Genomic DNA, 14,893 nt, shown 5'->3' on the forward strand with positions numbered 1-14,893 from the left:
AAATTTATGCGCTATTAAAATTTACATTTATCTAAGTAATTATGCACTTAACTTTTGTGCTTTGCTAAATTTCTTTTCAGCTATTTTGCGTTTTAATGGTGATAGTTGATCAAAAAAGGTAATGCCATTTAAATGATCAGTTTCATGTTGAATACAACATGCGCTGCAGTTTACTTCAAATTCCTTTATATCAACTTAGATTTTTATTTTTTATCTAAGTGTAAAATGTGTGTTATTTAATATAGCGTGTTTTGAGGCAACTGCCGACTAAATTAATATTGTATTTGGTTAAATTTGCTGCCTAAAGCCATAAAAAAAAGGATGTATTATGGACACTATACGATATGGGGTTATCCTCTCAATTTTTATATTTGTATTTCAGATATTTTTGTTTACACAGTCATATTCGAAAACATCAACTGTGCTAACAGTAGAAGCTTTGCAAAAATATCAAAATTCCATGCATGTATTAAAAGATTATCACTATTGTGTTTCTAAAAATGCTCAGTGTGGAAGATTGGTAAAGCCAGGGTCTTCTAATATTATTGAATGTGGTACTTGTAATACAGGGTTAAGCTGTGTAAGTAACCGCTGTGAAGCAGTATGTCAATCAGAACAATTCGCTCCACCAACGGATAATTTATTACTGCATATGCCAATAATTATTAATGATGATGATCTAAGCTTAAATGATAATTGGATAAAGGTAACTGCTATTGACAGTAACGATTTTGTATCTCGTACAGATTTTTCAAATAAAATGATAAAAGTTATTTTTCAAAATAACCAAAATTCTAATCAATCTTCATGGTTTTTTAGAATGATACCTTTTGAAAAGCCAGGTGAAAAGCTTACTGAGGAGACATACTCTTATACAGTAATGGCGTCAAAATATATAACAGTACTAGAGGGTTCTAATAGACTAGCTTTAACTATTATAAGTAAAAAAAATAAATTTTATACTTTAAAAGCATCATCGACTAAACTAAAGTCCAAAAGTTGTAATGCAGTTGAGATTTTGGTCACAAAAGACCGTATTGATTTATTTGTTAATAATGTAAAATATACGGTTTATGCCAATAAAGGTGATGAATTTTATACTAATTTAGAAGAATTAACTATCGGGCCGTATACTGGTAAATTGTGGTCTATTAGAATGTACGACCGTCTACTAACAGCTGAAGAAACTAAAAGCCTTGCTGCTAGATGTCTTAATAGCCCCTCAAATTCACCATATCAAGAAGGTTACTCCAATTTTTTATGTGGTGCATATGTTTGTTTGTGGTGGCCAAAAGATAGTGATTTAGAGCCAAATGAGCAACCAATTCCTTTAAGCCAGTATCAATATTACCTAAAGGAGCAAGATGAGGTATTTGAGCGTAATGTACTACGTTCTGGAATGTATTTACATGGTGATGTATGTGGTTTTATGAAATGGAGTAATGAAACAGCTGGGCGTAATTTAGTATTAAGTTATGGTATAAGAAGAAATTTCGTTAAAAAGTTTAGCGAATCAAAACCGATTAACCAATATTGGTTGCATGAAAATTTCCATTCATTCCAAGGGCAATTAAAAGCATATAGTGGTAAACGGGGCAATAAATTTCTTCTTGAATCTACGGCATCTTGGGCTCCAGATGCTATTATAGGCGGTCTTCCAGAAGCGTATGATACATTGCTCGGCTATTATACGTTGGTTCCCCATCTGCCGTTATGGTCTACCCAAAGTTCTCCAATTGATGAAAGTATAGATAGTCGTTTTAAAGGTGGCCACCAATATGGTGCATTTATATTTTTTGCATATATAACACGATATGTATTAAATGATCGTTTTATTGGTGATGTTTTTAATGATACTCGAGCCAAGTCAGAACCAATTGCAGCTGTTAAAGATATCCTAGCTAAATCAGGAAATGATTTGAAGCAAGTGTTTGCTGATTTTGCAGCTAAAACTATCAACTATGATTATTCATTTAGTGACTCATACGTTAAATCTGAGCTAGGGTCATGTAAAAGGATGTATAAAGGTGATGAAAATTATGACCCTGCAACATGTATACAAGATAGTCCAAAAATTATTGCATATCTTGATGATAATGGTACGAATGGAGATTGGGTTGAAGTTCCACCACAGTATAAGATTGGTTCTTGGGCATATAATACTTACGAAATTGATTCCCCAATGAGTCAAAATTTTGACATAGGAGTATCTGTTGATGCCAATAATCCGGCTTACACCGAAATGCAAGCTAGGATAGTTATACATGATTTGACAAATGATACTTATAAGTATATAGCATTTCCTGCGATGCGAGCTGGTGTTGAGAAAACTATTCAATTCAACACACCAGAGAATTCAATAGTATTTTTGGTCGTGGCAAGTACTCCTGATCATTTTTCTGGATTTGATAGTTACAGCTATCGTTATAAAGTGAAAAAGATGAACTCCATTTGATCTTAAGTTAAAAGAAAAATTGGATGTTAGACAAGGAGAAAGTTATGGATATCAGATATATGAGTGCTTTGAAAATGTATATTATTCAACTGCTTTTAGCTATGTGTTTGTTATTAGCGTATGATGTAAGTTTTTCAGCTTATTCTTTAAAAAGTGAGGTAAAAAAAATCAATGTATTTGTTTTAGCCGGCCAATCTAATATGGAAGGTTATGCACAAAAAATACAATTAGAAAAACTACTATGTGCAGTTGATGAGTTTGAAATTGAGGGTAATGACTGCTATTTAGGAGAGGATGAAACTACGCGTTTATTTAAAACTATTACAGATTATTATATGGTAGATGGTGTACCAAAATATAAATATGATAAACAACTTACTGATAATGAAGCTAATAATATTCTAAATATGTATAACAATCTTTATTTTAGGAAAGATCTACTAAATGATTCTAATCGGGTAAAGATAATATCAATTAATTATGTTCGAAATGATGATGCGCTTCAACTTAGATCTATAAAATCAGGCGATTTATCAGTTGGATATGGCTATGCAAATAAATCAGCTAAATATGGTCCAGAGCTATTAATCGGTAAAGTTTTAGCAAAGAATATGGATGTTAATGATGGAGATATAGTTTTGATAAAACTCGTTCAAGGTGGTTCAGATCTTTACCAGCAATGGAGAAGTCCTTCGATGGAAAAAAGACTTCCGCCATCAACTAAAGAATCTCTTTATCCTAAGCTTATAGACTGGGTAAAGAATATTGAAAGTAACATTAGCGACTATTTTCCAGAGTATCAAGATATGGATTTAGATGTGAATATAAGGGGGTTTTTTTGGTTTCAAGGATTTAATGATATGTTTAATAATGATTATGTTATGACTTATCGCGATAATTTAATTGATTTTTTATTAGATCTACGTGCAGATTTGAGCTTAAATCGATTGCCAATCGTTATTGCTTCTGATGCCAATAATAGCATAAATGGATTGATTATTCAGCAAGCTCAGAAGACAGATGCACAGATATTGCTTGCGACGAACTATACTAATACTAGAGATTTATCAGCATATTATCATTATGATTCCGCGTCACCTATTATCATAGGTTTTCGCTTGGGTCAGGAGATGTTAAAATTAATTTGATTTAGTCGTTCTTAAATAAGAGTGACTGAGATTTATGCACTTAACTTTTGTGCTTTGCTAAATTTTTTTTCAGCCATTTTGCGTTTTAATGGTGATAGGTGGTCAAAAAAGGTAATGCCATTTAAATGATCAGTTTCATGTTGAATACAAATACCTTTTAATCCATCAGCTTCTAATTCAAAAGATTTGCCTGTCTCATCATAGGCTTTTACTTTGATTTTTTCAGCACGGTTAACTTTAACAAATACTCCAGGAAATGATAAACAGCCTTCTTCAAATAACGTACTACCATGGCTTTCAATAATTTCAGGGTTAATAAAACACATAGCCTTAGAGCGATCTTCAGATAAATCCATAACAAATATTCGTGCATTAATACCAACTTGAGTTGCAGCAAGGCCTATACCTTTAGTGTGGTACATCGTTTCAAACATATTTTTAATCGTTTCACTTAAACTTTCAATTTGTTCGATATTAACGTTATCAACTTTCTTTTTTAAAAATGGGTTAGGGTACTTTAAAACCTCAAGTAATGCCATGATAATTATCTACCTTTTAAGAGTCATCTTTTGATTTTAATTAAAGTTATTAAACTATTATAATTTCGCTCAATTTTATCATTTTAGCTATATAAAGTATAGCCTGGTGTTTATTTAGGTAAGATTTGTTATGGATGATTATGAAGTGGGTATGAAATTTTTATTAAAAATATAACTTAAAAATCCTTATATTTGTCTAAACTTAATAGTAAAGCCTAAATAATCTGGTGGGTTGTGTGTATATATTTGAACAGGTATTTATTTATCTTTTGGCAGCAGTGATTGCAGTACCTTTAGCTAAACGGCTTGGTTTGGGGTCATTATTAGGTTATTTAATTGCAGGCATTATTATTGGCCCATTAATTGGCTTTGTTACTGATAATTTAGATGGTGTTAAGCATTTCGCAGAATTTGGTGTTATCTTAATGCTTTTTATTATCGGTCTTGAGCTTAAACCAAGTGTTTTATGGCAGATGAGAAAGCAATTATTAGGTTTAGGTGGACTACAGATTATTCTATCTACAATTGCATTAGCGATTGTTGCATTATTATGGGGCTTTCATTGGAATCAAGCCTTAACAATTGGTCTTATTTTATCACTATCTTCAACAGCAATTGTCTTACAGATTCTACAAGAGAAAGGTTGGCTTAAAACAAAAGCAGGTCAAAGTTCACTTGCCGTATTATTAAGTCAAGATATTGCAATTATTCCTATTTTTGCATTATTACCGCTATTAGCATTAGGAGATTTTAGCCACCTTGCAAATGGACATCAGTCATTAATTAAATTACCTGGTTGGATGCAGGCCTTACTTATTTTAGGTGTTATTTTAGGAATTATTTTAATCGGTCGTTTTTTGATTAGGCCATTATTTCGCTATATTGTACACCTTAGAATGTTAGAGATTTTTACAGCATTTACTTTATTACTTGTTGTTGGTATAGCATTATTAATGAATAACTTGGGTCTCTCTCCTGCATTAGGTACATTCCTTGCTGGTGTTGTTTTGTCCGATAGTGAATATCGCCATGAAATAGAAAGCCAAATTATGCCATTTAAAGGGATGCTGATGGGCTTATTCTTTATTTCAATTGGCGCAAGTATTAATTTTATGTTGTTAATCAATGATTTGTCGACAATTATTATTTGGGCTGTGATATTAGTGGTTGTTAAGTTTTTAATTCTTGCACTATTGGCAAAGCTATTTAAATTAGGCAGTGGGGATTTTTGGTTATTTAGTTTGGGATTAGCTCAAGCTGGTGAGTTTGGCTTTGTATTATTTGCATTTGCAGATATTTCACATATTTTAGATGATCAAGTTGCAGATATGTTTGTATTAGCAGTTACTTTATCTATGATGCTTACGCCATTATTATTTATTTTATTTGAGCGAGTAATCCAACCAAAAATTGCTTATAAAATGCACCATAATAATCTTAACCATAAAGAATATGCGGTTGTTGCTGGTATTGGTAGATTTGGGCAAGTAATTACACGTCTGTTAAATGGTAATGATTATCTAACATCGGTTGTTGATCATAATGCTGCGTTAATTGAACAATTTAATAAATATGGTGGGCAAGGCTATTATGGTAGTGCATTAAGTCTTGAATTATTAGAGCAAGCAGGTATCAAATCAGCTAAGTTATTTGTTGCAGCAATTAATGACCGTCGAGTACAAGTTGAATTAGTTAAGTTAATTAAGCATCACTATCCTTATAAACGTGTTATTGCGCGTGCCATTGATCGACACCATGTCTATGAGTTAGAAGAAGCAGGTGCTGATTATATAGTTAGAGAAACATTTGAAGCAGCGATTGAGGCAGGTTACCAATCATTATTATTTTTAGGTGAAAAACCAGATAGAGCAAAATTAAGAAAAAGTCTATTTAAAGCGTATGACTTACGCTTAGTTAATGAGCTTAAACTAAAATGGCAGAAAAAGAATCAAGACAAAGCGTATGTTGATCCACAGACATCAATGATTAATGAGTTAGAAATTATTCTTAAAAAAGAAGTAAAAAAAAATAAGTAAGCTATTAATATGGCTTTTATCCATTGCTAATCAAGTAAGATTAGGTATCATATAAAGCAATTTTATATTAGTTGATATTAAACTATCACAAAAATGATCTGTTTTAGGATGAAATAATGGCAATTAAAGCATTTGATTTAGAGCTAGTGAGCGCTAAAATGATTACACCAAATGTTAAGCATTTAGTGTTAAAACGAGTCGATGGTGAAGCATTTGAATTTACCGCAGGGCAATTTATTACGTTTTTATTTGATTGTGGACAAGCAAAGCCCAAAAGAAGAAGTTATTCAATCGCAAGTATGCCAAAAGAGAATAATAATCCATATGAAATTGAAATAGCAGTTTCCTATGTTGAAGGTGGTATTGCAACTAAGAATTTATTTGAAATGCAACCAGGTGATCAATTTAGCGCAACAGGCCCTGCAGGTAGGCTGGTTTTACGAGATGAGTCTGTGAAACGATTGATTTTAGTAGGTACAGGAACTGGAATTGCACCTTATCGAGCGATGCTACCTGAATTAGCAGATAAAGTAACGAAAGCCAATATTCAAGTCGAAGTTTTATTAGGTGTTCAGTATCGTAAAGATGCATTATATGCTGAAGATTTTTTACAATTCGCTCATTTTTATAACAATATCAAATTTACTGCCTGTTTAAGTAGAGAACCTGAAGGCTTAGAAAATCATGAACATCAAGGCTATGTTCAAAGTAAGTTTGATCAATTAGCTCTAAACCCGCTAGAAGATGTCGTTTATCTTTGCGGTAATCCTGATATGATTGATCAGGCTTATGAGTTATTGAAAGATAAAGGCTTCGATATTAAAAATGTACGTAGAGAAAAATATATTTCTTCAAATTAATGCATCAGCCAGTGGGAAATACCATTAAGATTTAGTAAACTGGATAGTTAATTAAAAGAAGTTTCAAAAATGGAAAGACTTACTAATTAAGGAGTAAGCCCTGTGGCAGTTAGGCATAAATTTATCTCAGTATTTGTTGTAAGTGTTTTAATGATGTTCTTACCACTTTCGGCTATATCTTTTACGGATTATACTGTCTCAAGAGGTGATACCTTGTGGGGAATTGCTGTTAAGCATAAGCCTTCTGGTGTTTCAACATCAGATATGATTAAAGCAATTAAAGGCTTAAATCTATCATCGTCTCCAGCAGTTGTAGATAATGTTGTGCGCCTAGGTGATCAGTTGTCATTACCCGATACTAAAGCTGAGGTTGATCAGGCAATTGCAAAGCTTGATCAGGCACAAGATAACTATCAAAAAATTCAACGAAATGGTGTGCATGCTGATAATACAACGAATACCCAAACAAAAACGCAGCTAGAAGCATCTCCGACTAAAGTAGTTTCAGTTCAATCGATGAAGCAAGCACCAAAAACAGCTGCTGTTGCTTCAAGTCAATCAGAACCAACAAATACGAATAATAGTGTTGATTCAAATAACCATGCAATTATCTCATCAGTTGATCATATACAAAGTCAAGTTACTCGAACGGATCAAGGTTATACTCTATCCGTTAATCAAGCACCTGTGAAAAAAGATAGTCAAGATAGTGGTGGTCATATTGGTAGTACCGTTATATGGTTGATCGTTATTGTTATTATTATTTTAATTATTGTTCGTAGGCTACGTAAAAAGAAACATGTAAGAAATCAAAATGGTAACTTAGACTATCAAAAACGTACACCTCAAGCTGGTAGTTTAGAAGGTGGTTATCAACCTAAGGCGGAGCTAGATGCATCGAATATTTCTGAAGTTTTAGTTGAGGCGATGCTATTATTAAATGATGGGCGCTATGATGATGCGCGCCATACACTACAACAAACATTAAAACTTAAACCAGATAGTATTGAAATCCGTATGAAATTAATGGAAGTGTATGCGGCAAGTGGTGATGAGATATCATTTAATAGTGAACGTGATTATCTAGCGGCACATTTAATGAGTCATGATGATGAGCGCTGGCAGGAAATTGATGAAGTCTATCATCAGTATTTTATTGCCAGAGGTTAACTTTTTATTCTTATTCTATTTTTATATTAAATTACCTATACTTAAATCTAAGATTAAATCAAAAAGGCTGTTATTAGTTTAAGACGATGGCATTGTTAGATGTAAAGGATTTACATATCTGGCTTAAAGATCAAGATCAATGGTTTAAAGTCGTTAATGGTATTAACTTTTCGATTGAAAAAGGTCAAGCATTTGCGTTGGTCGGAGAGTCAGGCTGTGGTAAAACAATGACTGCAAATGCAATTATGCGCCTTTTACCTTACCAAGCGCACTATATTCAACCGAGTGAAATTTATTTAAATCAAAAAAATCTTTTGAGCTTATCTGAAGTGAAAATGCGTAAAGTTCGTGGTAGTGAAATATCAATGATTTTTCAAGAGCCTTCATTGGCATTGAATCCAGTATTAACGGTTAAACAACAATTATTAGAGGCTTTACTAGATAGTAAAAACAAAGTACAAGATGCCTTAATGTTGCTTGAGAAAGTACAAATTGCAAATGCAAAGGCATTTTTAAATCGTTATCCATTTGAACTTTCAGGTGGCATGAAACAGCGGGTAATGATTGCAATGGCATTAGCTGCAAAGCCGTCATTATTAATTGCAGATGAATCAACAACAGCACTAGATGTTACTGTCCAAAAAGAGATTTTACAATTACTTAGATTACTACAAAAACAAGAAGCATTAAGTTTATTATTTATTAGTCATAATTTAATGCTAGTTAGAGAAATAGCCGATGAAATCGCTGTAATGAAATCAGGTAAATTAGTTGAAAAAAATCAAACCGAAGCTTTTTTTAATAACCCTCAAGACCCATTTAGTCGTAAGCTTTTAAAAGCGGTACCAAACGAAAAGTTAGCCGTTGAGCCAGTAGTTTCAAATAAGATTATACTAGATGCACAGTCGATCTCTGTACGCTTTCCGATTAAAAAGGGTTTTTTTAGGCGTACTATTGGTTATCAAGTAGCCTTAGATAAAGTAACGCTTCAATTAAAAAAAGCAACAACCTTAGCCGTAGTAGGCGAATCTGGTAGTGGTAAAACAACGCTTTTAAAATCATTATTAAATTTGGAAAAACATCGCTGTAGTGGAAAGATTTTTTATCATCATCATAACTATGATCAATTATCTAATCGAGCTTTTAAACAGTTAACTCAAAGTGTACAAATCGTTTTTCAAGATCCGTTTTCATCAATGAACCCTAAGTTATTAATTAAAGATATTTTATCTGAAGGTTTGTATGCTTGTCGATTATATAGAGATAAAAATGACCGTTATGCCTATTTAGTAAATTTATTAGAAAAAGTAGATTTAAATGAGGATGCATTATTACGTTATCCGCATGAGTTTTCAGGTGGTCAACGCCAGAGAATTGCAATTGCACGTGCATTATCGACTGAACCTGATGTGTTGTTACTAGATGAACCAACCAGTGCATTAGATGTGTCCGTTCAATCAAGTATTTTACAATTATTAGAAAATTTACAAAAAGAACAAGGCTTAAGCTATTTATTTATTAGTCATGATTTGATGGTTGTTGCATCTTTAGCTGATGAAGTAATTGTAATATTCCAAGGTCAAGTGGTTGAATACGGTGTAGCTAGTATTGTGCTTAAATCACCACAACACCCATATACTGAAGCTTTATTAAGTGCAATTCCAGGTAAAAAGTATTTTAATTCTCAAGATTCTAAACTCCCACTAGACATTCAAACGCAATCTGTTACATTAAAGCAAACAGTAACTGGTTGCTTATATCATAAGCGTTGTAAGTATGCACAAGAACAATGTAAAGATCTTAAGCCAGAATTAACTGGAAATAAGCATAAAGTACGTTGCTTTTATCCATTAAATTAAATCAACATAGCATTTTTATTTATATGACTAAAGAAAGAAAAACAGGTGTTTTATATATTGTTGCAACACCCATTGGCAATTTAAATGATATTACCTTAAGAGCACTAGAAATTTTAAAAACAGTTGATTTCATTCTTGCTGAAGATACAAGAGTAACCGCTAAATTACTCACAAATTTTGGTATTCAAAAACAGCTTATATCGTATCACCATTACAATGAGAAAAAGCGTATTGATGAGATTGAAAAATACTTAACTGAAGGTAAATCAATTGCTTTAGTTAGTGATGCTGGTACACCTTTGATATCAGATCCAGGTTATGTGATTGTAAGTTATTTAAGAGAAAAGGCATTTGAGGTTATTCCAATTCCTGGTGCCTCAGCTGTAATAGCTGCTATTTCTGCTTCTGGGTTAAAAACAGATCAATTTCAATTTGTTGGTTTTTTGTCTTCTAAGCGTAAAGCAAAAGAAGATCAGTTAATGCAAATCAAAGCCTACTGTGGTACGAGTATCTTATATGAAGCGCCACATCGATTAATTGAGACATTAAAAGCAATTGATTTGGTTTTTGGTGAATATAATCAAGTTGTACTAGCAAAAGAATTAACAAAGCAATATGAGCATTTTATTAAAGGTAGTGCTCAAGATATTTTAACTTGGTTAAATGATGATGTTTTAAGGCAAAAGGGAGAGTTTGTTATACTTATCCAAGCACTGTTTGTAGAAGATGGTAATAACAATTCTGAAATAGATGCAAAACTTACAGATACACTAAAAATATTATTAGATGAGCTTTCTTTAAAACAAGCAGTTGCAATTACAGCAAAGCTTTTTAATCACAAGAAAAATAAGTTATATGATTATGCATTATCATTAACAAATAATAAGGAACAATCGTGATAAAGCGCATAGTATTTGCACTAAAAGAGTTAAAAACTTATAGAAAAGATTTAAAATATATACTTAATGATACCTCTTTTACTGTAAATAGTGTCTTAGATTTAGACTTAGTAAAAATAAAGCAATCGGGTATTGAAGTCATTGTACTTGATTTTGATGGCGTCTTAGCAGCACATGGAGAAAATGAGCCTTCTAAAGAGGTAAAGGTATGGCTTACTAAGTTGGTTAATCTATTTGGTGAGAATCATATTTATATCTTATCGAATAAACCAACTGAAGTTCGATTAAATTATTTTAAAAAGTATTTTCCTTTATTTCGTTTTATATCGGGGGTGAGAAAAAAACCTTATCCAGATGGTATGGAGAAAGTAATTCAACTATCAAAAACAAATGCTAAGCATATCGCACTAATAGATGATCGTTTGTTAACAGGCTGTTTGGCAGCATTGATTGCAAAGGCACAACCAATTTATATTAAAAAAGCACAGTCAAATTATAAAAAAAGACCAATTGTTGAATTTTTCTTTGCTTTTTTAAGAAGTGCTGAGCGGTTTTTTATGCAGTTTTAGCTTATTAAATAATCAATATGGGTAGCTACTACCCATGACATCATTTTTTTATCTAATCATAATCAAACTTGATCAGTAGTTTTAGATTATAAGGGGTGTAAAAATGAAAAGGTTTATTTTCTTAGCTATATTTTTATCATTAATTACTTATGGTTATGCTGATTCAAATGTAACAAATATCAATAACGTTAGAGATTATTCAGGCTTTGGGGTTAATTTTGATCCACAGCTATATTATGGAAGTGATCATCAAGCCTCATCCTATCTTTTTGATATGGTTAATAAGCTCGATCAAAGAAATATCGCTTTAATACAGGAGATGGGTACTTTTGCAGATATTGGTATAAATAGTGCAATTGCAAGTAATCTACAAACAAATTTTGTTAATGATGTTAATCATGCTAAAAATGTGAAAAAATTAAGTTTTGTTATTTATAGCCCTTATCATAATTTTTGGATTGCAAGTAATTCGGCTGATTCTAATCCTTGTATTGGTAAAAATGCTAATATTCAACAATGCATACTATTAGTAAGAAGTTATATTAAAACCTGGCTTCATAATAATGCTAAAGCCCAGTTAGTTTGTCGGCATACTGGTAGTACTATAGCCAATAGAAATTGTCAATTTATCATTGGAAATGAACGTTTTTTTATGGTTGCGTCTAAGATAAATAATCACTGGTGGTTTAATAACTTAGGTAGTGGCTATAATGATTTTGAAGATATGTTATCAATGCCATTAATTATTGATGCACTACATCAGGAGTTGGCAGCTGAAGGCTATTATAATTTAACACCAAGTGGTAAGGTAGCTTTGCCAGTAGGCATTAATCATACCGTGGCAACGGGTAATATGCTTGATAATCCAACAAAGCCGTCGAATAAAACGATTTCAGTAGGCTATAAGCCAGTGATGATGAAAGATAAAGCAACAATGCAATATGTTATTAACTATAGAAATCTTAAAAATTCGCAAACAATAAAAGATCGTTTAATTGGCTTCTGTCAAGCACCTGAAGTCAGCGTTAATGGATTAGTCAATGATGATGATAGTCAATATATAAACTTAGCAAGTCATTGGCAGCATAATGCATTTGCTCAATATAATACTAAATACTTAAAATTTTCAACAACAGATAGTTTGTGTGACTATTTTATGAAAGTGTTAGCTTGGGGGGCAACCAATCAGTATTTGGATAAAATAGATAATAAAGAGCATTATCAAATTAATATAATAGCAGCACATGTTTATCCTTATTTTGTTCAATATATGCAGAATACTCCAGCCTTAGCAACAATGCTTAATCAAGTCTATCAACCATTAAAAACTTACCTGGCTTCAATTAATTTATCTTATCAACTAAGTCAAGTTTTCCAACTAGGTGAAACAGGTTATGCGGATGTGGCAACTAATCGATCTGGACCAAAAGCGTCAGTTACTAATCAAATTAATTATATTAATGATGTTTTAAATACCTTTAATCATAATAATGCTAATAATAAGTTAAGCCTTGTTAATGGAGATAAAGCTAATGTAATTTTTTGGACTGCTTTTGATTCAGCAAGTAGCTTAGATGCCGCGCACTGTCTTCATGAAAATTATAATATGGGGCTTTTTTATAGTTATTTCCCGCTTTGTAAAGGCATTGGGCAAAGTTGTAATGGTCAAGATAAAAGCCTTAGCTGTCAGGCTCCGAGTGCATAAGTTAATGTCAAACATTTTATAATAAAACAATAGTTGAAATTAATAGATATATCTTTTAGTCTTTAGCTCATTATGTAAATAATTTTAGAGTATTATATTTTGAGCATTAATATACATCATCATAAAATTGGTTTTATTGCATTAACAGCAATTGGAATAGGTACAATGATTGGCTCTGGGTGGCTTTTTAGCTCATTTTATGCTGCTAAAATTGCAGGGCCTTCAGCTTTTTTAGCTTGGCTTGTAACGGCAGTTATTATTTTAATACTCGGTTTATGTTTAGCTGAAATATCGTTTAATTATCCTAAAAGAGGACTAATGGCAAGGCTTTTAGTGATTAGTCATAACAAAGAATTTGCCTTTATTTGTACCATTGCAACCTGGTTGGGATTAACTGCTGTCATTGCAACAGAAGCAGAAGGCAGTATTCAGTATCTCTCATCATTATCAGCGACAATAAGCCCATATTTATTTGATACAGTAACACACCAATTAACCCATATTGGCCTATTAGTTTCAATTTGTATGGTGGTATTATTTGGCGTAATCAACTTTTGGGGTGTAAAAATTCTATCCCATAGTAATGTTTTATTAACAGTTGTAAAAGTTTGTATACCTACGATAACAGCAATCTCAATTATGCTTGCAAGCTTTAAGTCGAGTAATTTTCACTCTACTGGCCATGGGTTTATGCCATATGGATTTTCTTCGGTATTCTCAGCAATGATTGGCGCTGGCATGATTTACTCTTTTAATGGTTTCCAAAATATTGTTTCATTTTCATCTGAGGCAAAAAACCCTAAGCGCGATATACCTTTGGCTATGATTCTATCAATTATCATAACCTTATTAGTTTATATGGTGCTTCAGACATCATTTATTGGTTCTATTGATATTTCATCAGGTTGGAAGAATTTAAATTTCACTAGTCCATTTGTTCAAATAACCATGATGTTGAATTTAAATTTAATGACGATTGTTTTATATATTGATGCAGTAGCTTCTCCTTCTGGCACAGGATTAATATATACAGGCTCTACAACTAGAATGTTAACTGGGATGTCAGAAGATAAACAAATGCCGGCATTTTTTATGAAAATGTCTAAGTATAATTTCAGTCGACGTTCTTTAGTAACGACGATTTTATTAGCCATTGTTTTTTTAGTTATGTTTAAATCATGGGCTTCTTTAGTCTCATTTTTATCATTATTTTATGTGATTTCTTATATGTCGATTCCAGTATGTTTGGGTAAGCTTCGAGCCCATAAGATTAAGGGGCAGTTTTCAATACCTTTTATCCAGTTTTTATTACCATTTATTTTTGCATTCTTATCAATTTTATTTATATTTTCAGGTTTTCCTTATACTGTTTATGTGGTTGGCTTTATTTGTTTGGCTTTTATTGGTTATACATTAACGCAAATGAGATACCATGATAGCTTTTTACAAGTTGTATTGAAATCATCACCATTATTATGTCATGTTATTGTATTAGCCGTATTGTCAATGCTTGGACCACTAAAGTATGGTGGTATAGGCCTTTTATCAAGTAATCTCTTTTTTGGATTAATTGTTATTGTTTCATTGATAACTTACTTTTTGGTTACTTATGTTTATAAAAGTACACCTGAAAAAGTGGTTTGAATCAGCACT

At 32.1% G+C, this 14,893-nt stretch carries 12 protein-coding genes; 10 read left to right on the top strand and 2 right to left on the bottom strand.

Going from position 1 to position 14,893, the window contains the following annotated elements:
- Nucleotides 1–39: 39 nt before the first annotated feature.
- The gene (locus tag KFE69_03415; protein ID UTW43959.1) at nt 40–189 is read right to left on the bottom strand and encodes a peptide deformylase; all 150 of its coding nucleotides are present in this window, start codon (nt 187–189) and stop codon (nt 40–42) included.
- Nucleotides 190–328: 139 nt separating this feature from the next.
- On the opposite strand from KFE69_03415, the gene KFE69_03420 reads away from it, so the two are divergent.
- Nucleotides 329–2,455, top strand: coding sequence for a hypothetical protein (locus tag KFE69_03420; GenBank protein UTW43207.1), 2,127 nt, complete (start codon nt 329–331; stop codon nt 2,453–2,455).
- Nucleotides 2,456–2,499: 44 nt separating this feature from the next.
- Nucleotides 2,500–3,603: a hypothetical protein gene (locus KFE69_03425; protein ID UTW43208.1), complete on the top strand. Its 1,104-nt coding sequence runs from the start codon at nt 2,500–2,502 to the stop codon at nt 3,601–3,603.
- Between the two features lie 32 nt (nt 3,604–3,635).
- On the opposite strand, the gene def is transcribed toward KFE69_03425, so the two are convergent.
- The gene (gene def / locus KFE69_03430) at nt 3,636–4,142 is read right to left on the bottom strand and encodes a peptide deformylase (GenBank protein UTW43209.1); all 507 of its coding nucleotides are present in this window, start codon (nt 4,140–4,142) and stop codon (nt 3,636–3,638) included.
- A gap of 236 nt (nt 4,143–4,378) precedes the next feature.
- Here def and KFE69_03435 point away from each other — a divergent pair, with 236 nt between their 5' ends.
- From KFE69_03435 to KFE69_03470, 8 genes are all read left to right on the top strand, one after another.
- Nucleotides 4,379–6,178: a monovalent cation:proton antiporter-2 (CPA2) family protein gene (locus tag KFE69_03435; GenBank protein UTW43210.1), complete on the top strand. Its 1,800-nt coding sequence runs from the start codon at nt 4,379–4,381 to the stop codon at nt 6,176–6,178.
- Between the two features lie 116 nt (nt 6,179–6,294).
- Nucleotides 6,295–7,038, top strand: a complete 744-nt coding sequence (locus KFE69_03440; GenBank protein UTW43211.1) for a ferredoxin--NADP reductase — start codon at nt 6,295–6,297, stop codon at nt 7,036–7,038.
- Between the two features lie 102 nt (nt 7,039–7,140).
- Nucleotides 7,141–8,208, top strand: a complete 1,068-nt coding sequence (locus KFE69_03445; protein ID UTW43212.1) for a LysM peptidoglycan-binding domain-containing protein — start codon at nt 7,141–7,143, stop codon at nt 8,206–8,208.
- 86 nt (nt 8,209–8,294) lie between these two features.
- On the top strand, nt 8,295–10,067 hold the full coding sequence (locus KFE69_03450) for a dipeptide ABC transporter ATP-binding protein (GenBank protein UTW43213.1): 1,773 nt from the start codon (nt 8,295–8,297) through the stop codon (nt 10,065–10,067).
- Nucleotides 10,068–10,090: 23 nt separating this feature from the next.
- Nucleotides 10,091–10,966 carry a 16S rRNA (cytidine(1402)-2'-O)-methyltransferase gene (gene rsmI / locus KFE69_03455; GenBank protein UTW43214.1) on the top strand — a complete coding sequence of 292 codons (876 nt, stop codon included), beginning with the start codon at nt 10,091–10,093 and terminating at the stop codon, nt 10,964–10,966.
- Nucleotides 10,963–11,535 carry an HAD family hydrolase gene (locus tag KFE69_03460; protein ID UTW43215.1) on the top strand — a complete coding sequence of 191 codons (573 nt, stop codon included), beginning with the start codon at nt 10,963–10,965 and terminating at the stop codon, nt 11,533–11,535. Before rsmI ends, KFE69_03460 begins: the two co-directional genes overlap by 4 nt.
- 103 nt (nt 11,536–11,638) lie before the next feature.
- Nucleotides 11,639–13,240 (top strand): hypothetical protein, encoded by a 1,602-nt coding sequence (locus KFE69_03465; protein UTW43216.1) that lies wholly within the window; start codon nt 11,639–11,641, stop codon nt 13,238–13,240.
- Nucleotides 13,241–13,339: 99 nt separating this feature from the next.
- Nucleotides 13,340–14,884 (top strand): APC family permease, encoded by a 1,545-nt coding sequence (locus KFE69_03470; GenBank protein UTW43217.1) that lies wholly within the window; start codon nt 13,340–13,342, stop codon nt 14,882–14,884.
- The last annotated feature ends 9 nt before the right edge of the window (nt 14,885–14,893 follow it).

It is taken from the genome of bacterium SCSIO 12844, from assembly GCA_024397935.1.
In the GTDB taxonomy this organism is placed as follows: domain Bacteria; phylum Pseudomonadota; class Gammaproteobacteria; order Francisellales; family Francisellaceae; genus M0027.